The following is an 18171-nucleotide window of genomic DNA, read 5'->3' as shown; positions in this document are numbered from 1 at the left end:
CGATCCGGCCGTCCAATGCATCGAGGCACTGACTTCGATGCACGTACGCTATACAAGTGACACTTCAGCAGTTCGGCTACTTCGTCGCGGTTGCCGACGTGCGCAGCTTCACTCAGGCGGCGGAACTTGTCGGTGTCGCCCAGCCCACACTGTCCCGGCAGCTCAAGGCGCTGGAGGACGAACTGGGCGCCCCGCTGGTGAACCGCGGCAAGAGCATCACACTCACGCCGGCCGGCGAGGCCGTGCTCCCGCTGGCGCGGCGGATGCTCGCCGACGCGGACAGCGCGCACACCGCCGTCGCCGAGATCGTCGGTCTGCGCCGGGGGCGCCTGCGGGTCGGTGCCACCCCCTCCCTGTGCATCGGTGTGCTGGCCGACGTGCTGCGGGTGTTCCACGAGCAGCACCCGGAGATCCACTTGGTGCTGGCCGAGAACGGATCGCAGCCACTGGTGCACGACCTCGCCCGGGGTGCCCTCGACGTGGCGCTGGTGATCGTGCCGCCGACCGGCCTCGACCCCGCGCTGCACATCACCCCGCTGCTGCGCGAGCGGCTGTCGGTGGCGTCACCTCGGTCCGGTCGGCCGCCGTCCAGCCGGGGGTCGATGACCATCACCGAGCTGTCCCGGCGGTCGCTGGTCATGGTGCGCGAGGGCTATGACCTGCGGGAGGTCACGCTGCAGGCCTACCGGGAGGCCGGCGTGGCGCCCCGGTTCGCGGTGGAGGGCGGCGAGATGGACGCCGTGCTCCGGCTGGTCGAAGCGGGGACCGGCGTCGCGGTGGTACCCGACCTGGTGTTCGCCGGCCGGCCGCGGCTGCGCCGCACCACGCTGACCCCGCCGCTGTATCGCACCGTCGCGCTGGCGCGCCGCGCCGAGGTCGCCCCGACGCATGCCACGGCGGCGTTCGACGGGGTGCTGCTGTCGTTCCTGCGCGCGCTGCCCGCCAGCGGCCGGCTCGACGCCGACATCACCGTGCTGCGGCGCTGACCGGGGTCAGCTGTCGCCGGGGTCAGCTGTCGCCGGGGTCAGCTGTCGCTGGGATCAGCTGTCGCTGGGATCAGCTGTCGCCGGGATCAGCTGTCGCCGAGGTGGTCGAGCTCGAAGTCGGCCTCGTCCGGCACACCGTCCACGCCGTGTTCGCGCAGCGCCTCCCGGACCACCTGGTAGGACAGCCCCGACGGGTAGCCCTTGCGGGCGAGCATGCCGACCAGCCTTGGCACCACCCTGGCGTCGTTCGCCGAGAGCGTGCGCAGCCGGCGGTCCACCAGCTCCCGTGCCCGCCGGGCCTCGCTGTCCCGGTCCAGCGCCGCGACAGCCTGACCCGCCACCTCGCCGTCCACGCCCTTGCGGCGCAGCTCGGCGGCCAGCGCGCGGCGGGCCAGCCCCCGCGTCGAGTGCCGGGTGCGCACCCACTGCTCGGCGAAGGTGGCATCGTCGATCAGCCCGACCTCGGAGAACCGGCTGAGCACCCCTTCGGCCACCGAGTCCGGGATGCCGCGTTTGCGTAGCACCCCGGCCAGCTCGGCACGGGTACGCGCCCGGTCGGTGAGCAGTCGCAGGCAGATCGCCCGGGCCGCCGTCTCCGGATCGCCGTCCGGATCCGCCTGCTCACCTGCCGGATTGGTCGATGCCCGGGTCGGTTCCCGTCGCACGGTCAGAAGTCGACGGGGGCCGGAGCCGGGATGGTGGCGTCGGCATCGAGCTTCGCGCCGATGCCGAGCTTCTCCTTGATCTTCTTCTCGATCTCGTCGGCCACGTCCGGGTTCTCCAGCATGAACTTGCGGGCGTTCTCCTTGCCCTGGCCCAACTGGTCGCCCTCGTAGGTGTACCAGGCACCGGACTTGCGGATCAGCGCCTGCTCAACCCCGACGTCGATCAGCGAGCCCTCCCGGCTGATGCCGTGGCCGAAGAGGATGTCGAACTCCGCCTGCTTGAACGGCGGGGCGACCTTGTTCTTCACCACCTTGACGCGGGTGCGGCTGCCGACCGCGTCGGTGCCGTCCTTGAGCGTCTCGATCCGCCGGATGTCCAGCCGGACCGAGGCGTAGAACTTCAGCGCCTTGCCACCGGTCGTGGTCTCCGGCGAGCCGAACATCACGCCGATCTTCTCGCGGAGCTGGTTGATGAAGATGGCGGTGGTGCCCGAGTTGCTCAGCCCACCGGTGATCTTCCGCAGGGCCTGGCTCATCAGCCGGGCCTGCAGGCCGACGTGGCTGTCGCCCATCTCGCCCTCGATCTCGGCGCGCGGTACCAGCGCGGCCACCGAGTCGATCACGATGAGGTCGATCGCGCCGGAGCGGATCAACATGTCGGCGATCTCAAGCGCCTGCTCACCGGTGTCCGGCTGGGAGACCAGCAGCGAGTCGGTGTCCACGCCGAGGACCTTGGCGTAGTCCGGGTCGAGCGCGTGCTCGGCGTCGATGAACGCGGCGACGCCGCCGGCGGCCTGGGCGTTGGCCACCGCGTGCAGCGCGACCGTCGTCTTACCCGAGGACTCCGGGCCGTAGATCTCCACCACCCGGCCGCGGGGCAACCCGCCGACGCCCAGCGCGACGTCCAGCGCGATGGACCCGGTCGGGATCACCCTGATCGGCGCACGGACCTCGTCACCGAGGCGCATCACCGAGCCCTTGCCGTGGTTTTTCTCGATCTGGGCGAGCGCGAGTGCTAGCGCCTTCTCGCGGTCGGGAGCTGCGCTCATCGAATGCCACCTTGCTGAAGTAGGGAACGCGGTACGGCTGACGCTAGGCGGCGCGACCGACGGTTTGGTGACCGCGGGCGTCGTCTGTGGACAACTCCACCGGGTGTGGACAACACCTTAGCCGAACGGCTGTTCGAATCCGACAGGACACGCCGATACGGGATAATTCGGCGCGCTCACCGCCGCTCGGGGGGTACCTCGAAGGCACCGCAGACCGCCCGCCAGACGTCCCGGGGGTCCCAGCCGGCCTCCAGCGCCTGATTCACGGTCTGCCCGTTGAGCTCGGCGAACACGTGGTCGGTGGCCAGCGAGCTGGCCCGCACCGAACCGAACTCGTCGGCCATCAGCTCGCGGAATTGACTCAGTCGCACCCGCCCCACGCTAGAGCGTGCCCGCCGAAATCAGCCAACCGGCCGCACGGCACCGCCCCGACCAGCCACGCAGCGCCGCTCCGACAGCGCAGCGCCGCTCCGACAGCGCAGCGCCGCCGGGCCCGCCGCTCCCACCGGCAGCGCGGCGCCGCCGGGCCCGCGTCGCCGCCGATCCCACCGGCAGCGCAGCGCCGCCGGGCCCGCGTCGCCGCCGATCCCACCGGCAGCGCAGCGCCGCCGGCCCCCCGCAGCTCCCGCCGGTCCGCGGCCAGCCGCGCGGCGCCGGTCCCGCCGGTCCGCTGTTACCGAGCTGCACAGGGTGCAGGTTTTTCGGCCGCTAGACCTGCACCCTGTGCAGCTCGGTAACAAGGCGCTCGGCGCACCGACACTCACGCACGACTCCGCATGAACCGCCGGCGAGTGATCAACGGGACACCACGGCTGTTCGAGGCCGCGAGAACAACCCTGAAGTCCCGCTGATCATGGGGCCCTGCTCAGGCGGCCGGCCAAGGGCGGCTCACTGCCCAACGCCTGCGTCATCAGTCACCGAACCGGCCACCAGGCTGCCGTGGCAGCTGCCTGTGGTTACCGAGCTGCACACCAGGCATGCCGCGGGCGCCCACAACCTGCCTGGTGTGCAGCTCGGTAACACTCGCGGCGGCGGCGTGCGCCGCCGGCGGCACGGTGCCCGCCGGTCCGGGTACCGTGCGGGGGTGCTGACCTCGCCGGACCCGACCGGGCTCTCCTCGCCGCTCGGCCAGCTGGTGGTGCTGGCCGGACTGGTGGCCAGCCTGGTGGTGCTGGCACGCTGGTGGTGGCAGCGCCGGCGCTAGCTGGGCCCCCGCGACGCCGCGCCACCGCCGCGCCACCACGCCGCGCCACCGACGCCGAGCCACCGACGCCGCGCCACCGACGCCGACACCGACGCCGAGCCACCGAAACCCGCGCCACCGAAACCCGCGCCACCGAAAGCCGAGCGAAGTCCCTCCGGGGTCGTGACCGGAAATTCGGTCCGTTTCCGGCTGTGCGGGCGCTAGCTTCTGTGGGTGACCAGCCACCAGCTCGCCCAGCTGAACATCGCGCTGCCCATCGAGCCGCTGACCTCACCGCGGTTGGCCGGCTTCGTGGCGGCGCTGGACGAGATCAACGCGCTCGCCGACGCGGCGCCCGGGTTCGTCTGGCGGCTGCAGACCGAGGACGGCGACGCGACCGCCGTCCGGGCCTTCGACGACGACCGGTTGATCGTGAACATGAGTGTCTGGATCTCACTGGACGCATTGGCCGACTACGCCTACCGCAGCGGCCACGTCCGGGTGCTGCGCCGTCGCAAGGAGTGGTTCGAGGCGATGGGCGAGGCCTACCAGGTGCTGTGGTGGGTGCCGGCCGGGCAGCTGCCCACGATGGCGGACGCGGAACAGCGGCTCGCCCACCTGCGCACCCATGGCCCGACCGAGTACGCGTTCACCTTCCGCACGCCGTTCCCGGCGCCCGCCGGTGCGGCGCCCGCCGGTGCGGCGCCCGCCGGTGCGGCGCCCACCGCACCCGCCGCCGCCCCCACCGCCCGGGACGACTGGTTCTGCCCGGCCTGAGCGGCCCGCACGGGCACAGTTCGGTCACGACTCACCCGGTCACGACTCGCCCGGGATCACGACTCACCCGGGATCACGACTCGCCCGTGCCCGGCCTGAGCGGCCAGCCCCGGCTCAGGCCCCCCGCAGCGAGCTGGACAACTCGGCCCACCGCGCGAGCAGCGCGGCAGCGGCGCCGGAGTCCACCGCCTCGACCACCCGGTCCCATGACGCGCGCAGGTCGGCGAGGAGATCGTCACTCAATCCGGTGAAAGCGGCCACCGCACCCGCCGCGTTCACCAGCACCGCATCGCGCACCGGCCCGGTCTCGCCGGCCAGCAACCGCCGCGCCACGTCCGCGTTGAACGCCGCATCGCCGCCGCGCAGGTCAGCGGCGGTGGCCCTGGGTACGCCCAGCTCGGCGACGTCCAGCGACTCCAGCCGCACCGCCCCGCCGGCCACCAGCCACACCGAGGTCGTACTGGTCGTGGTGATCTCGTCCAGACCGTCGTCACCACGCACCACCAGCGCGGACGCCCCCCGACCGGCCAATACGGCGGCGATCACCGGGGCCAGCCGGAGGTCCGCGCAGCCGATCAGGCCGGCCGGCGGCTGCGCCGGGTTGGTGAGCGGGCCGAGCAGGTTCATCGCGGTCGGCACACCCAGCTCCCGGCGGGCGGTTGCCGCGTAGCGCATGGCCGGGTGGAACACCGGCGCGAAGCAGAACCCGATCCCGACCTCGGCCAGGCACCGCGACACACCGTCCGGCGGCAGGTCTATCGCCACCCCGAGTGCCTCGAGCAGGTCGGCCGCGCCGGACCGGGAGGACGCGGCCCGGTTGCCGTGCTTGACCACCGGGACACCGGCGGCCGCGACGACGATGGCCGCCATGCTCGAGATGTTGACGCTCTGCGAGTGGTCACCGCCGGTGCCCACCACGTCGACCGCGGCGCCGGCCAGCGGAACCCGGCGGGCGCGGGACAGCATCGCCTCGGCGAGCCCGGCGATCTCCTCGGCGGTCTCCCCCTTGGCGCGCAGCGCGGTCAGGAAACCGGCGAGACGGACATCACTCGCGTCACCCGCGAGCACCTCGTCCATCACCCATGCGGTGTCGGACGCGGTCAGGTCGGTGCCGGCGAGCAACCTGCTGAGCAGCCCCGGCCAGCTCCGTTCCCCGGTATCGGCGGCACCGGTTGCGCTGGTTGCGGAGGCAGCGCCTGTCTCGGTCGGCGGCGTCATGCGGCCCCGGTAACCGAACGCCGGCTCAGTGTCGGACGGCCGGGACGCCGCCGCGGAGCACGTCGGCCACCGTCTCGGCGGCGGTCAGCGGGTCCAGCGGGTGCACCAGCACCGCGTCGGCCTGCGACCAGGTCGCCAGCCACCGGTCGTCGCGTCGCTGCACGGCAACCACGATCGGGGGGCAGTTGGTGATCTCGTTCTTGAGCTGCCGGCACAGTCCCATCCCGCCGGTCGGCTGCGACTCGCCGTCCAGGATCGCCAGGTCCACCTGACCGGAGTCCATCGCGGCCAGGACCTCGGCCACCCCGCCGACCTCGAGAAACTTCACCCGACCGACGTCCGGCGCGGGGCGTCGCCCCACCGCGTTGGTGATCGACTCCCGGACCGGGGCACGGTGGCTGAACACCAGGATCGTCCGTACCGCACCCGAGGACGCACTCGAATTCCCCGCGTTTCCTGCACTACTCACGGTGTTGCTCACGAGGCTCAGTTTCCTCCCACATCGGCGGCGCGCACGATGATATCCGGGCGATCAGGCGATCCCGGGCGGGTCCGCGCGGGACATGTGATCCAGACGTGTGACCGATAGTGCCCAACCCTGAACGGACCGGGCTGACCTCGCGGGTAATAATGACCCCCGTGACGACGGCAGCGCCCAACATCAGTCAGCGGATCCATTCGCTGAATCGGCCGAACATGGTCAGCATCGGCACGATCGTCTGGCTGTCCAGCGAACTGATGTTCTTCGCGGGGCTATTCGCGATCTACTTCACCGCTCGGGCCCAGAACGTCGGCGAGTGGCCACCGCCCCCGACAGAGCTCGACGTGCCCTACGCGCTGGTCGTCACCATCATCCTGGTCGCGTCCTCGTTCACCTGCCAGTACGGCGTGTTCGCCGCTGAGCGGGGCGACGTGTTCGGGCTGCGTCGGTGGTACCTGATCACGCTGGTGATGGGCACGCTGTTCGTGCTCGGCCAGGTGAACGAGTACCGGGGCCTGATCGTGAACCACCACACCACGATCGCGTCCAGTGCCTACGGGACGGTCTTCTACCTGACGACCGGGTTCCACGCGCTGCACGTGACCGGCGGCCTCATCGCGTTCATCTTCCTGCTGATCCGCACCAAGCTCAGCAAGTTCACCCCAGCCCAGGCAACCGCGGCGATCGTGGTGTCGTACTACTGGCACTTCGTCGACGTCGTCTGGATCGGCCTGTTCTCCGTGATCTACTTCATCCGCTGACCGCTCTCCGAGCGCCCGATCTGACAGCGAGGGTTCGAGACTCCGCGATGAGAACCACCACCACACAGCGCCGTTCGACGAGCCGGTCCGCGCGGAGCAAGCTGCGTCGCCGCATTGCCGGTGCGCTCGCCCTGGGCATCGCCTTGCTCAGCGCCGGCGCGCTGTACTCCGTGTTCGCACCGAGGCCGCAGACCGCCGTCGCGGCCGACGACTCCCAGCTCGTTGCCCAGGGCCAGCAGGTCTTCGACAACCACTGCATCACCTGCCACGGCGCCAACCTCCAGGGCGTCACCGACCGGGGGCCGAGCCTGATCGGCGTCGGCTCGGCGGCCACCTACTTCCAGGTGTCCAGCGGGCGGATGCCGTTGGCCCGCCAGGAGGCGCAGGCCGAGCGCAAGCACCCGCTGGCCGACCTGAACCCGAGCACCGCGATCGGCGCGCACAACATCGACGCGCTGTCCGCGTTCGTCCAGGCGAACGGTGGCGGTCCGCAGCGGCCGGCCGAGAGCGGCATCGCGCTGCGCGGCCCGGACCCGGCCCGCGGCGGCGAGCTGTTCCGGCTGAACTGTGCGCAGTGCCACAACTTCACCGGCCAGGGCGGCGCACTGTCCTCCGGCAAGTTCGCCCCGCCGCTGAGTCCCGCGACGGAGGACCAGATCTACACCGCCATGCTCAGCGGCCCCCAGAGCATGCCGCACTTCTCCGACCGGCAGCTGTCGCCGGACGAGAAGAAGGACATCATCGCCTATGTCAAGACCGTGGCTGACGGCGGCAACGACCCCGGCGGCAACGGGCTCGGCGGGATCGGACCGGTCTCCGAGGGCCTGATCGCCTTCCTGGTCGGGATCGGCGCGCTGGTCGGCTTCACGCTGTGGTTGGGAGCAAAGGCATGAGCGCGCGAGGCCGACAGCGAGTGACCATCGCAGCGAGTGCACGGAGCGAGCGCGGAGGCGAGCAGTGAGCGAAGGAACGCACAGCCCGGCACGCCCGACCGACGCCCAGCTGGATGACTTGAACCCCGAGCAGCTCGCCACCCTGGCGACCGAGCTGGACGACGTCGTACTGCTCAAGAACGCGAACCGCTGGCCGGTCCCCGGCACCAGGGCGGAGAAGCGCGCCGAGCGGGCCGTCGCCCGCTGGTTCCTGCTCTCCGCGATCGCCGCGCTGGTGTTCGTGGTGTCGTTCCTGTTCTGGCCGTTCCACTACGTCGCCCCGGATCAGCCGGGACACCTGATGTACTCGCTGTACACCCCGGTCATCGGGGCCAGCTTCGGACTCACCGTGCTGCTCCTCGGCGTGGGCGTCATCGCGTACGTCAAGAAGTTCTTCCCCGACGAGGTGGCCGTCCAACAGCGCCACGACGGCCGGTCCGGTGAGCTGGAGCGACGCGTCCTGATGGCCCAGCTGGCCGCCGCCGGCAAGGACACCGGCATCGGGCGCCGCTCGATGATCAAGCGCAGCGCCGGCCTCGCCGCCGGGATCTTCGGCCTCGGGTTCGGCGTCATCGCGCTCGGTGGCATGATCCACAACCCGTGGAAGGGCGGCGACAAGGCCCAGCTCTGGGTGACCCCGTGGGCGCCGGAGAACGGCGAGAAGGTCTACCTGCGCCGGGACCTGGGCATCTCCTCCGAGGAGATCATCAGCAACAACATCGAGGTCCGGGTACGCCCGGAGGACCTGGACGCGGCGTCGATCGAGACGGTGTTCCCGTTCCGGCTGTCCGACCTGCATGACGCGGAGAAGATGAGCGAGAACCTGCGCGCCTCGGACGCGCCGGTGATGCTGATCAGGCTCCGGCCGGGCACCCAGGTGACCCAGCGGGCCGGCCAGGAGAACTTCCACTTCGGCGACTTCTACGCCTACTCCAAGGTGTGCACACACCTCGGTTGCCCCACCTCGCTGTACGAGTCGCAGACCAACCGGATCCTGTGCCCGTGCCACCAGTCGCAGTTCCTGGCCACCGAGTACGCCAAGCCGATCTTCGGGCCGGCCACCCGGGCGCTGCCACAGCTTCCCATCACGGTGGACAACGAGGGATACTTCATCGCGACCGCTGACTTCGACGAGGCGGTCGGGCCTGGCTTCTGGGAGCGGCGATCATGAGTTCCATCACGACCCCGACGACCAGTTCGAACGCGCTCAAGGCCAAGGCGGCCAACGCGCTCGATGAGCTCGACCAGCGGTATCACCCCGCGGCCGGGATGCGGAAGCAGTTCAACAAGGTCTTCCCGACGCACTGGTCGTTCATGCTCGGCGAGATCGCGCTGTACAGCTTCATCATCCTGCTGCTCTCCGGCACCTACCTGGGTCTGTTCTTCGACCCGTCGATGCAGGAGGTCACCTACAACGGGGTGTTCGACAACCTCCGGGGACTGTCCATGTCCCGGGCCTACGAGAGCTCCCTGCAGATCTCCTTCGACGTCCGCGGCGGGCTGTTCGTCCGGCAGATCCACCACTGGGCGGCGCTGCTGTTCGTCGCCTCGATGGTCGTGCACATGTTCCGGACGTACTTCACCGGCGCGTTCCGCAAGCCCCGTGAGACGAACTGGATCATCGGCATCCTGCTGATCCTGATGGGCTTCATGGAGGGCTTCACCGGTTACTCGCTGCCGGACGACCTGCTCTCCGGCACCGGGCTGCGGATCATGTCCGGCTTCGTGATGTCGATCCCGGTGATGGGTACCTGGGTCAACTACCTGATCTTCGGGTCGGAGTTCCCCGGGACCGAGCTGATCCCCCGGCTCTACATCGTGCACGTGCTGTTGCTGCCGGGCATCCTGCTCGCGCTGATCGCGGTGCACGTGGGGCTGGTCTGGTACCAGAAGCACACCCAGTTCCCCGGCCCCGGCCGCACCGAGAACAACGTGGTCGGCGTGCGCATCCTGCCGGCCTTCGCGGCCAAGGGCGGCGCGTTCTTCGCCGTCACCGTGGGTGTCATCGCCATCATGGCCGGCATCTTCCAGATCAACCCGGTCTGGAACTTCGGCCCGTACAACCCGGCGCACATCTCAGCGGGTTCGCAGCCGGACTGGTACGTCCTGTTCACCGAGGGCATGCTGCGCATCTTCCCGCCGTGGGAGATCAACATCGCGCACACGTACCTGATCCCGCCGGCGTTCTGGGCCAGTCCGCTGTTCCTGCCGATCATCCACGGGGTGGCGGGGGCCTACCCGATGATCGAGCGGAAGTTCACCAAGGACAACGCGATGCACAACCTGTTGCAGCGGCCCCGGGACGTGCCGGTCCGCACCTCGCTCGGTGTGATGGCCATCACGTTCTACGCCTGGCTGGTACTGCTCGGTTCGAACGACATCATCGCCGACAAGTTCAACATCTCGCTGAACGCCACCACCTGGGCCGGCCGGATCGGCATCCTGCTGCTCCCGCCGCTGGCCTACTGGGTGACCTACCGGCTCTGCCTCGGGCTGCAGCGCGGCGACCGCGCGGTCCTCGAGCACGGCATCGAGACCGGCATCATCAAGCGGCTGCCGCACGGCGAGTTCATCGAGGTGCACCAGCCGCTGGCCGGGCTCGACTCGCACGGGCACGCCATTCCGCTGGCCTACCAGGGCGCCTCGGTGCCCAAGCGGATGAACCAGCTCGGCTCCAGCGGTCACCCGGTGGCCGGGTCGTTGCTGCGGCCGGACCCGCCGGAGGAGACCGTCGCACTGGAGCAGGCCCGCGCCGAGCTGGCACACGGCAACGGCGCGGCGACCGACTCGGAGCAGCACAGCAAGGACGACCGCCGGGAGCTGGCCGGTCGCCCGAAGCAGCTCGACAACTGACCGGGCACCGCAGGCAAGAGCGGGAAAAGGCGCCTCCGACCACGTCGGGGGCGCCTTTTTCGTACGCCGGTCCGGCGGGTGCACGGGTAACGTCCGCCAGAGGGCCTCTGCGCGGTGCGCGGGCAGCGGTCGGCAGTCAGGCGGTCTGGGCGGGTTATGGGCGGCACGAGCGAACACAGGGCCAGGGACTGGGCATTCTGGACCCGGGTGGACGGCGGCGGCGGGCCGTCCATCGACCTGCTGCACGCGCGGCTGGTGAGCCGCCACTACGCCCCGCACATGCACGACGTCTACGCGGTCGGTGCCTGCACCAGCGGGCGCGAGGTCATCCGGTACCGGGGCGCGCTGCACTACGCCGGCCCCGGCACGGTGGTCCTGGTCGAACCCGGCGAGCCGCACACCGGCGGACCCGCTGTACCGGACGGCTTCACCTACCGGGTGCTCTATCCGCACCACGGCCTGCTCACCGGGCCCGACGAGCCGCTGCCGCACTTCCGCGACCTCGTCATCCACGACCCGCGACTGGCCGGCGAACTGGCATCCGTCCACACCGTGCTGGCCAGGGCCGAGGACCCGCTGGAGGGCGAGTCCCGGCTCGCCGAGCTGCTCGGCGAGCTGGTGCGGCGGCACGCCAGCACGCCCGGCCCCGCTCCGCACCGCCGCGGCACCACCGTGGCCGGCCCGGTGATGAGCCGGCTGGCCGACCAGATGACCTCACCGCCGTCGCTGGCCGAGATGGCCGGCGAGCTGGGCCTGTCCCGCTACCAGTTGGTGCGGGCGTTCCGGGAGGAGGTCGGCATGCCGCCCTACGCCTGGCTCGCCCAGCACCGGGTGGCCCACGCCAAGCGCCTGCTGGAGCGGGGTGGACGGCTGGCCGAGGTGGCGACCCGGCTCGGCTTCGCCGACCAGGCGCACCTGACCCGGTGGTTCCGGCGGGTGGTCGGTGTGACCCCGGGTGCGTTCCGCAACAGCGTTCAAGACTCCGCGCGGGGATGAGGACGACGCTGGGCGGTGTTGTCCGGTCCGTAGGACCAGTTCGGGTGTGGCGCGCCGCGGTAACCGGTGGCCCAGAGTGATGTGGAGTTCTCGGTGAGTCGGCGAGGTTGGCTGCTGTTCGCGGCGATGTGCCTGCTGTGGGGCATCCCGTACCTGATGATCAAGATCGCGGTGGACGGCGTCTCCGTGCCGGTGCTGGTGTTCGCGCGCACCGCGATCGGCGCGGCGGTGCTGCTCCCGCTCGCCGCCAGGGCCGGCGGGCTGGCCATCCTGCGCGCGCACTGGCGCCCGCTGCTCGCCTTCGCCGCGCTGGAGATCATCGGCCCGTGGTGGCTGCTGTCCGACGCCGAGCGCCGGCTGTCCAGCGGGATGACCGGGCTGCTCATCGCCGCGGTGCCGATCATCGGGGTGCTGGTCGTCCGCCTCTTCGGCGACACCACCCCGTTGGGTCCGGTGCGCTGGACCGGGCTGGGGCTCGGGATGGCCGGCGTCCTGCTGCTCGCCGCGCCGCACCTCGGCGGGGGCACCGGGTGGCCGGTGGTGGAGCTGCTGCTGGTGGCGATCGGGTACGCCACCGCTCCGGTGATCGCCGCGCGCAAGCTGGCCGAGGTGCCCAACCTGCTGATGACCGCCAGCTGCCTGACACTCGCCGCCCTGGTCTACACGGTGCCCGCGATCGTCACCTGGCCGCGCGAGCTGCCGTCGGGTGCGGTGTTGCTCGCGCTCGGCGGGCTCGGGGTGGTCTGCACCGCGGTGGCGTTCGTGCTGTTCTTCGAGCTGATCCGCGAGGTGGGGCCGGCCAGGGCGATGGTGTTCACCTACGTCAACCCGGCGGTCGCGGTCACCGCGGGTGTGCTGCTGCTCGGTGAGCCGCTGACCCTGCCGGTGATCGCGGCGTTCGTCCTCATCCTGACCGGATCGGTGCTGGCCACCGCGCGGCAGCGGGAGAAGGTCCCGGCGGTGGCGGCCGTCGCCCAGCCCTGCCCCGCGGCCGACTGACCGGGCGGCGGCCGCTCCGGGCCGTCAGACCGGCCCCGGGCGGTCAGACAGACTCTGGGCGGTCGATCGCGTAGTGCGCGAGCTTGACCTCGCGGCCCTCGTGCTCGGCAACCTCGTCGCGTTGCCAGCGCATTCCGGACTTCTCCATCACCCGGCGGCTGGCCGCGTGGTCGATCTTCGCCTCCGCGCAAACCCGGCCGATGTCGGGCTGGCCGAGAAGGTGCTCGACCACCGCGCCGAGGGCCTCCGTGGCGTAGCCCTCGCCCCAGCAGGACGACGCGATGTCGTAGCCGACGGAGACCTCGACCGGGTCACCGGTGCGGGCGCAGCTGATCGTGCCGATGACCGCGTCGTCGGAGCGCCGCAGCAGCAACCACGGGCCGAGGTCCGGTGCGCCCTCGTCGGCCTCCTGGTCGATCGCCGGGTACAGCGCGACGAGCCGCAGCACCTGGGTGGCGAATGCCGAGGGGTACCCGTCCGCGTAGACCGGGCGGTCCAGGTCGGAGGCGGCCAGGGTGCGCTCGGCGTCGTGCGCGGTGAGCGTCCGCAGCTGCAGCCGAGGGCTCGAGATCACCGCCGTCCGGGGAGTCACGCTCTCAGTGGTCCGAGCGCGGCAGGTGGTACTCGAAGAGGAGCCCACCCACCATGAAGATCAGGATCGCACCGGAGATGACGAGCGCCCAGATCATCCAGTAGGCCACGCTGATCCCGACCAGGGCCGCGCCGGCCGCCAGGCCGATCGGCCAGTAGCTGCCCGGGCTGAAGAACCCGACCTCACCGGCACCGTCGGAGATCTCCGCGTCCGGATTGTCCTCCGGACGGGCCTCCAGCCGCCTCGACACGAAGCGGAAGTAGGTGCCGATGATCAGCGACAGGCCACCGGTCAGGGTGAGGCCGACGATGCCGACGGCCTCGTGCGACAGCAACCCGTACACGATCGCGCACAGGAAGAAGAACGCCGTGCAGATCTCGAAGATCCGAGATTCAACCTTCATCGCGCCACCACTCCCCTTCGCTCAGCTGCTCGACCGGACCGACGCCGAACGCTCGTTGCGCTCGGTGTGGAACGGGTAGGTGGTGGTTGCCTCCGGCGCGCACAACTCGCCGCAGTTGAGCGCGGCCAGCGCTTCGCCGGCTGTGTTCGGCACCCCGGTGATCGGGTTGTTCTGGGTGCGCAGCTGCAGGTAGCGGCCGTAGAGGTCCGGGTTCAGCGCGCGGACCTCGAAGTTCATCGCGGAGTGGTAGCTGCCGCACAGCTCGGCGCAGCGACCGACGAACGCACCTTCCCTATCGATCTTGTCGATGAGGAAGACGTTGTCCGTGTCGTTCTTCTCCGGGTCCGGGAAGACGTCCCGCTTGAACAGGAACTCCGGCACGAAGAACGAGTGGATGACGTCCTGGGAGTCGAGGGTGAACTCGATGCTGCGGTCGGTCGGCAGCACGAGCAGCGGAATCGTCTCGCTGGTACCGAGCGTGCTGATCGGCCGGCCCGTCGGGTTGTCCGGGTAGTCGAACTTCCAGTTCCACTGGAAGGCGGTGACGTTGACCTTGACGTCGGGGTTCGGGATGTGCTTGTCGACGTCGTTCTGCACCACCACGGTGTAGCTGAAGATGCCGGCCACGATGATCGTGGGGAGCACCACACTGACGATCTCCACCGGCAGGCTGTACTGGAACTGCCTCGGCAGCTCCTCGTCGCCCTTCTTGCGGTGGAAGATGAGCGCCCAGATCGTCATACCCCAGACGATGACGCCGACCACCAGCGATGCGACCACCAGGGTCGTCCACAGCTGCCGCATCTCCAGCGCCTGCGGGGTGACCCCTACTGGCCAGCCAAAACGCAGCACCTCGTCGACCGAGCAACCACTCGCCGATACCGCCACGACGGCGGCAAGGACGGCAACTTTGATCGCCCGCCCGAACCGAGTGCGCCTCACGTCGCCCACAGCTCGCTGCCTCCCACACTTGGTCGACGTCGCCCGATTGCACCAATTGGCGCAGCGGCAACTACCTAGGGCGCAGCCTATAAGAACTGGACGCCACTCTCGCGTCTGGGTACGTGGGCGGCGCGCGCATGTCGCCGGAAGCGGACCGGCATACTGGGCCGCCTCGGACCGGCTCGGGTCTGAGCCGTCGGGACCGGCGTCGTGGATGGTGCCGAGTACGGCGCCGGCGCGCGCGACTCGACAGCCTCGACGGGCCCGCCGGCACCCACAGGTGGGAAGGGGCGAACACGCCGCGTGTGTGGACTACTGGGACTGCTGACCGCGCGCGGCGATGCGCCGGACCGGGCGGGCGCCATCACCGGCGCACTGCACTGCTCACGCCACCGCGGTCCGGACGAGACCGACGTCTGGCACAACCAGGACGTGGTCTTCGGCTTCAACCGACTGGCCATCATCGACCTGGAGAGCTCACACCAACCGCTGCACTACGCGGAGGGCCGCTACACGCTGGCGTTCAACGGTGAGGTCTACAACTACCTGGAGCTGCGCGAACAGCTGATCGCCGAGCACGGCGCCACGTTCAGCACCGAGGGTGACGGCGAGGTCGTCGTCGCCGCGTACCACTACTGGGGCGCCGACGCGGTGCGCCGGCTGCGCGGCATGTTCGCGTTCCTGATCTGGGACGCCGAGCGCCGGGTGCTGTTCGGCGCCCGGGACCCGTTCGGCATCAAGCCGCTCTACGTCAGCACCGGGCCCGCCGGCACCGCGTTCGCGAGCGAGAAGAAGTGTCTGCAGGAGCTCGCCGAGCCCGGCACGCTGAGCCTGGACCTGCCCGCCCTGCAGCACTACCTGCTGCTGCAGTACGTGCCGGAGCCGGCCACCATGCACCGGGAGATCCGGCGGATCGAGTCCGGCACCATGTTCACCGTCCGCCCCGGCGAGGAGCCGGTCAGCGAGCGGTACTTCGACCCTGTGTTCTCCCCCACTCCGCTCATCGGCGCCGACGACCGGAGCGCACTGCACCACCGGGTGGCCGACGTGCTGCGCGACTCGGTGGCCAAGCACATGCGCGCGGACGTCACCGTCGGCGCCTTCCTGTCCGGCGGCATCGACTCCACCGCCATCGCCGCGCTGGCCAAGGAGCACAACCCGAACCTGATCACCTTCACCACCGGGTTCGAGCGGGAGGGCTACTCCGAGGTCGACGTGGCCGCCGAGTCGGCCGCCGCCATCGGCGTCCGGCACGTGGTGCGCACCGTCAAGCCGGACGAGATGATGGAGGCCCTGCCCCTGATCGTCTGGTACCTCGACGACCCGGTGGCCGACCCGGCGCTCGTGCCGCTGTGGTTCATCGCCAGGGAGGCCCGCCAGCACGTCAAGGTGGTGCTGTCCGGGGAGGGCGCGGACGAGCTGTTCGGCGGCTACACGATCTACCGCGAGCCGCTGTCGCTGGCGCCGTTCGAGCGGGTGCCCGGTGGCGTGCGCAAGGCGCTGGGCCGGCTGTCCACCCGGATCCCCGAGGGCGTGCGCGGCAAGGACCTGCTGCGCCGGGGCGCGCTGCCACTGGAGCAGCGCTACTACGGCAACGCCCGGATCTTCCGGGACGACCAGCTCACCAAGGTACTGCGCACCTTCGACCCGCGCCGGTCGCACACCGAGATCACCGCACAGTGGTACCGGCAGTCCGCCGGCTGGGACCCGGTGGCCCGGATGCAGCACGTCGACCTGTTCACCTGGCTGCGCGGCGACATCCTGGTCAAGGCCGACAAGATGACCATGGCCAACTCACTGGAGCTGCGGGTGCCGTTCCTGGACCCCGAGGTGTTCCGGGTGGCCGCCGCGATCCCGCTGGACGAGAAGATCACCGGTACCAACGCCTCCGGCACCACCAAGTACGCGCTGCGCCGGGCCCTGGAGGGCATCGTGCCGGCGCACGTGCTGCAGCGGCGCAAGCTGGGCTTCCCGGTACCCATCCGGCACTGGCTGCGCGACGAGATGTACGAATGGGCGGCCGGAATCATCCGGGACAGCCAGACCGATCACCTGCTCGACCTGGAGGCGGTCCGCCGGATGCTGGACGAGCACCGGGCCGGGCCGTTCGACCACAGCAGGCGGATCTGGACGCTGCTGGTCTTCATGCTCTGGCACGGCATCACCGTGGAGGGCCGGATCCGTCCGGAGATCCCGGAGCCGCAGTACCCCGTACAGCTCTGATTGGGGCTCGCACAGAGCTGGTACGGGCCGCACAAGGGCTACAGGGTCTGTGCGGCGGGCACCAGGTCTGTGCCGGGCCCACTCAAGCTCCGGCTCAGTTCCGCGCCGGCAGGCTGGCGGCGATCTCGTCGGCGGCGTCCGGGCCGTAGGCGTCGCGCAGCCGGGCCACGGAGCTGTCCCGGCCCCAGGTCCACTCCTGCGGCCCGTCGGTCTCCAGCACGTTCACGGCCACCAGCGAACCCAGCTGCCCGGCCCGCTCCAGCGACAACCCGTTGGCGATCCCGGCCAGGAACCCCGCGCGGAACCCGTCCCCGACCCCGGTCGGGTCGACCTTGCCGGTCTCCGGGACCACACCGATCTTGAGCTCGAAGCCGTCGCGGCCGACCAGCTGCGCGCCGTGCTCGCCGAGTGTGGTGATCCGCACCTCAGCCCGCTCGGCAACCTGCGCCTCGGTCCAGCCGGTCTTCTGCAGCAGCAGTTCCCACTCGTAGTCGTTGGTGATCAGGTACCGGGCGCCCTCGACCAGCTGGCGGATCGCCGGACCCTCCATGCGGGCCAGTTGCTGGGACGGGTCGGCGACGAACGCGACGCCGAGCTCCCGGCACTCGCGGGTGTGCCGCAGCATCGCGTCGGGGTCGTTCGCCCCGATCAGCACGAGGTCGGGCCCACCGGGCCCGCCGACCCACTCGCTCAGCGAGATCTCCGAGGCCCTCGCCATCGCGCCCGTGTAGAAGGACGCGATCTGCCGCATGTCGGAGTCGGTGGTGCACATGAACCGGGCGGTGTGTACATCGTCACAGACGTGCACCCGGGTGCAGTCCACCCCGACCCGCTCGAGTTCGGCGCGATAGTCGGCGAAATCCGGGCCGACCGCACCGACCAGTAGCGGCCGCTCCCCGAGCACCCCCATCGCGTACGCGATGTTCCCGGCCACCCCGCCGCGCCTGATCACCAGGTCGTCCACGAGGAAGCTCAGCGACACCCGTTCCAGCTGGTCGGGCACGAACTGGTCGGCGAACCGGCCAGGAAAGTGCATGAGGTGGTCGGTCGCGATGGATCCGGTCACTGCGATGGGCACGATGGGTCACCTTACCGTGGCAGACGCGACCTG

General features: G+C 70.5%; 19 protein-coding genes. 10 read left to right on the top strand and 9 right to left on the bottom strand.

Annotated features, from left to right (window positions below):
- Positions 1-56 precede the first annotated feature (56 nt).
- Positions 57-986 (top strand): LysR family transcriptional regulator, encoded by a 930-nt coding sequence (locus tag ACTXG6_RS21740; protein WP_445189632.1) that lies wholly within the window; start codon positions 57-59, stop codon positions 984-986.
- 86 nt (positions 987-1072) lie between these two features.
- On the opposite strand, the gene ACTXG6_RS21735 is transcribed toward ACTXG6_RS21740, so the two are convergent.
- The 3 genes from ACTXG6_RS21735 to ACTXG6_RS21725 all read right to left on the bottom strand — a co-directional run bounded on the left by ACTXG6_RS21735 (position 1073) and on the right by ACTXG6_RS21725 (position 3071).
- Positions 1073-1651: a regulatory protein RecX gene (locus tag ACTXG6_RS21735; protein ID WP_445189631.1), complete on the bottom strand. Its 579-nt coding sequence runs from the start codon at positions 1649-1651 to the stop codon at positions 1073-1075.
- Between the two features lie 2 nt (positions 1652-1653).
- On the bottom strand, positions 1654-2700 hold the full coding sequence (recA, locus tag ACTXG6_RS21730) for a recombinase RecA (RefSeq protein ID WP_445189630.1): 1047 nt from the start codon (positions 2698-2700) through the stop codon (positions 1654-1656).
- A 176-nt stretch (positions 2701-2876) separates the two neighbouring features.
- The gene (locus ACTXG6_RS21725; protein WP_445189629.1) at positions 2877-3071 is read right to left on the bottom strand and encodes a DUF3046 domain-containing protein; all 195 of its coding nucleotides are present in this window, start codon (positions 3069-3071) and stop codon (positions 2877-2879) included.
- A 581-nt stretch (positions 3072-3652) separates the two neighbouring features.
- Between ACTXG6_RS21725 and ACTXG6_RS21720 the strand changes: the two genes are divergently transcribed.
- Together ACTXG6_RS21720 and ACTXG6_RS21715 are read left to right on the top strand one after the other, a co-directional pair.
- Entirely contained in the window at positions 3653-3904 is a 252-nt protein-coding gene (locus ACTXG6_RS21720; RefSeq protein ID WP_445189628.1) for a hypothetical protein, read from the top strand.
- Between the two features lie 213 nt (positions 3905-4117).
- Positions 4118-4660: a DUF3291 domain-containing protein gene (locus tag ACTXG6_RS21715; RefSeq protein WP_445189627.1), complete on the top strand. Its 543-nt coding sequence runs from the start codon at positions 4118-4120 to the stop codon at positions 4658-4660.
- Between the two features lie 114 nt (positions 4661-4774).
- Here ACTXG6_RS21715 and trpD read toward each other — a convergent pair whose 3' ends face one another.
- Together trpD and ACTXG6_RS21705 are read right to left on the bottom strand one after the other, a co-directional pair.
- Complete coding sequence (gene trpD / locus ACTXG6_RS21710; protein WP_445189626.1) at positions 4775-5878, bottom strand: anthranilate phosphoribosyltransferase; 1104 nt, start codon at positions 5876-5878, stop codon at positions 4775-4777.
- Positions 5879-5903: 25 nt separating this feature from the next.
- Positions 5904-6290: a hypothetical protein gene (locus ACTXG6_RS21705; RefSeq protein ID WP_445190072.1), complete on the bottom strand. Its 387-nt coding sequence runs from the start codon at positions 6288-6290 to the stop codon at positions 5904-5906.
- Positions 6291-6508: 218 nt separating this feature from the next.
- On the opposite strand from ACTXG6_RS21705, the gene ctaE reads away from it, so the two are divergent.
- From ctaE to ACTXG6_RS21675, 6 genes are all read left to right on the top strand, one after another.
- Positions 6509-7120, top strand: a complete 612-nt coding sequence (gene ctaE / locus ACTXG6_RS21700) for an aa3-type cytochrome oxidase subunit III (RefSeq protein ID WP_445190071.1) — start codon at positions 6509-6511, stop codon at positions 7118-7120.
- 47 nt (positions 7121-7167) lie between these two features.
- Positions 7168-8013 carry a cytochrome bc1 complex diheme cytochrome c subunit gene (gene qcrC, locus ACTXG6_RS21695; RefSeq protein ID WP_445189625.1) on the top strand — a complete coding sequence of 282 codons (846 nt, stop codon included), beginning with the start codon at positions 7168-7170 and terminating at the stop codon, positions 8011-8013.
- A 64-nt stretch (positions 8014-8077) separates the two neighbouring features.
- Positions 8078-9223 (top strand): cytochrome bc1 complex Rieske iron-sulfur subunit, encoded by a 1146-nt coding sequence (gene qcrA, locus ACTXG6_RS21690; protein ID WP_445189624.1) that lies wholly within the window; start codon positions 8078-8080, stop codon positions 9221-9223.
- On the top strand, positions 9220-10905 hold the full coding sequence (gene qcrB, locus ACTXG6_RS21685) for a cytochrome bc1 complex cytochrome b subunit (protein ID WP_445189623.1): 1686 nt from the start codon (positions 9220-9222) through the stop codon (positions 10903-10905). Before qcrA ends, qcrB begins: the two co-directional genes overlap by 4 nt.
- Before the next feature lie 156 nt (positions 10906-11061).
- Entirely contained in the window at positions 11062-11901 is an 840-nt protein-coding gene (locus ACTXG6_RS21680) for an AraC family transcriptional regulator (RefSeq protein ID WP_445189622.1), read from the top strand.
- A gap of 93 nt (positions 11902-11994) precedes the next feature.
- Positions 11995-12900 (top strand): DMT family transporter, encoded by a 906-nt coding sequence (locus tag ACTXG6_RS21675; RefSeq protein ID WP_445189621.1) that lies wholly within the window; start codon positions 11995-11997, stop codon positions 12898-12900.
- Between the two features lie 43 nt (positions 12901-12943).
- Here the strand turns inward: ACTXG6_RS21675 and ACTXG6_RS21670 are convergent, their stop codons facing one another.
- Genes ACTXG6_RS21670 through ctaC form a run of 3 tightly spaced genes read right to left on the bottom strand, consistent with a single transcriptional unit; the run spans position 12944 to position 14846 of the window.
- Positions 12944-13492 (bottom strand): GNAT family N-acetyltransferase, encoded by a 549-nt coding sequence (locus ACTXG6_RS21670; RefSeq protein WP_445189620.1) that lies wholly within the window; start codon positions 13490-13492, stop codon positions 12944-12946.
- Between the two features lie 4 nt (positions 13493-13496).
- A complete protein-coding gene (locus ACTXG6_RS21665) occupies positions 13497-13895 on the bottom strand; it encodes a cytochrome c oxidase subunit 4 (RefSeq protein ID WP_445189619.1) in 399 nt (132 codons plus the stop codon).
- A gap of 21 nt (positions 13896-13916) precedes the next feature.
- A complete protein-coding gene (gene ctaC / locus ACTXG6_RS21660; RefSeq protein WP_445189618.1) occupies positions 13917-14846 on the bottom strand; it encodes an aa3-type cytochrome oxidase subunit II in 930 nt (309 codons plus the stop codon).
- A 294-nt stretch (positions 14847-15140) separates the two neighbouring features.
- Here ctaC and asnB point away from each other — a divergent pair, with 294 nt between their 5' ends.
- The gene (gene asnB, locus ACTXG6_RS21655) at positions 15141-17060 is read left to right on the top strand and encodes an asparagine synthase (glutamine-hydrolyzing) (RefSeq protein WP_445189617.1); all 1920 of its coding nucleotides are present in this window, start codon (positions 15141-15143) and stop codon (positions 17058-17060) included.
- Positions 17061-17154: 94 nt separating this feature from the next.
- Here asnB and ACTXG6_RS21650 read toward each other — a convergent pair whose 3' ends face one another.
- Entirely contained in the window at positions 17155-18096 is a 942-nt protein-coding gene (locus ACTXG6_RS21650; protein WP_445190070.1) for a carbohydrate kinase family protein, read from the bottom strand.
- Between the last annotated feature and the right edge of the window lie 75 nt (positions 18097-18171).

Source organism: Pseudonocardia sp. Cha107L01 (assembly GCF_052566575.1).
This window is presented reverse-complemented; position numbering and strand designations above follow the sequence as displayed.

What these genes read in the sequence shown, in the direction of transcription:
- recA (WP_445189630.1), bottom strand. Translation starts at nt 2,700, where the DNA reads ATGAGCGCAGCTCCCGACCGCGAGAAGGCGCTAGCACTCGCGCTCGCC.
- trpD (WP_445189626.1), bottom strand. Translation starts at nt 5,878, where the DNA reads ATGACGCCGCCGACCGAGACAGGCGCTGCCTCCGCAACCAGCGCAACC.
- ctaE (WP_445190071.1), top strand. Translation starts at nt 6,509, where the DNA reads ATGACCCCCGTGACGACGGCAGCGCCCAACATCAGTCAGCGGATCCAT.
- qcrC (WP_445189625.1), top strand. Translation starts at nt 7,168, where the DNA reads ATGAGAACCACCACCACACAGCGCCGTTCGACGAGCCGGTCCGCGCGG.
- qcrB (WP_445189623.1), top strand. Translation starts at nt 9,220, where the DNA reads ATGAGTTCCATCACGACCCCGACGACCAGTTCGAACGCGCTCAAGGCC.
- ACTXG6_RS21680 (WP_445189622.1), top strand. Translation starts at nt 11,062, where the DNA reads ATGGGCGGCACGAGCGAACACAGGGCCAGGGACTGGGCATTCTGGACC.
- ACTXG6_RS21665 (WP_445189619.1), bottom strand. Translation starts at nt 13,895, where the DNA reads ATGAAGGTTGAATCTCGGATCTTCGAGATCTGCACGGCGTTCTTCTTC.
- ACTXG6_RS21650 (WP_445190070.1), bottom strand. Translation starts at nt 18,096, where the DNA reads ATGCACTTTCCTGGCCGGTTCGCCGACCAGTTCGTGCCCGACCAGCTG.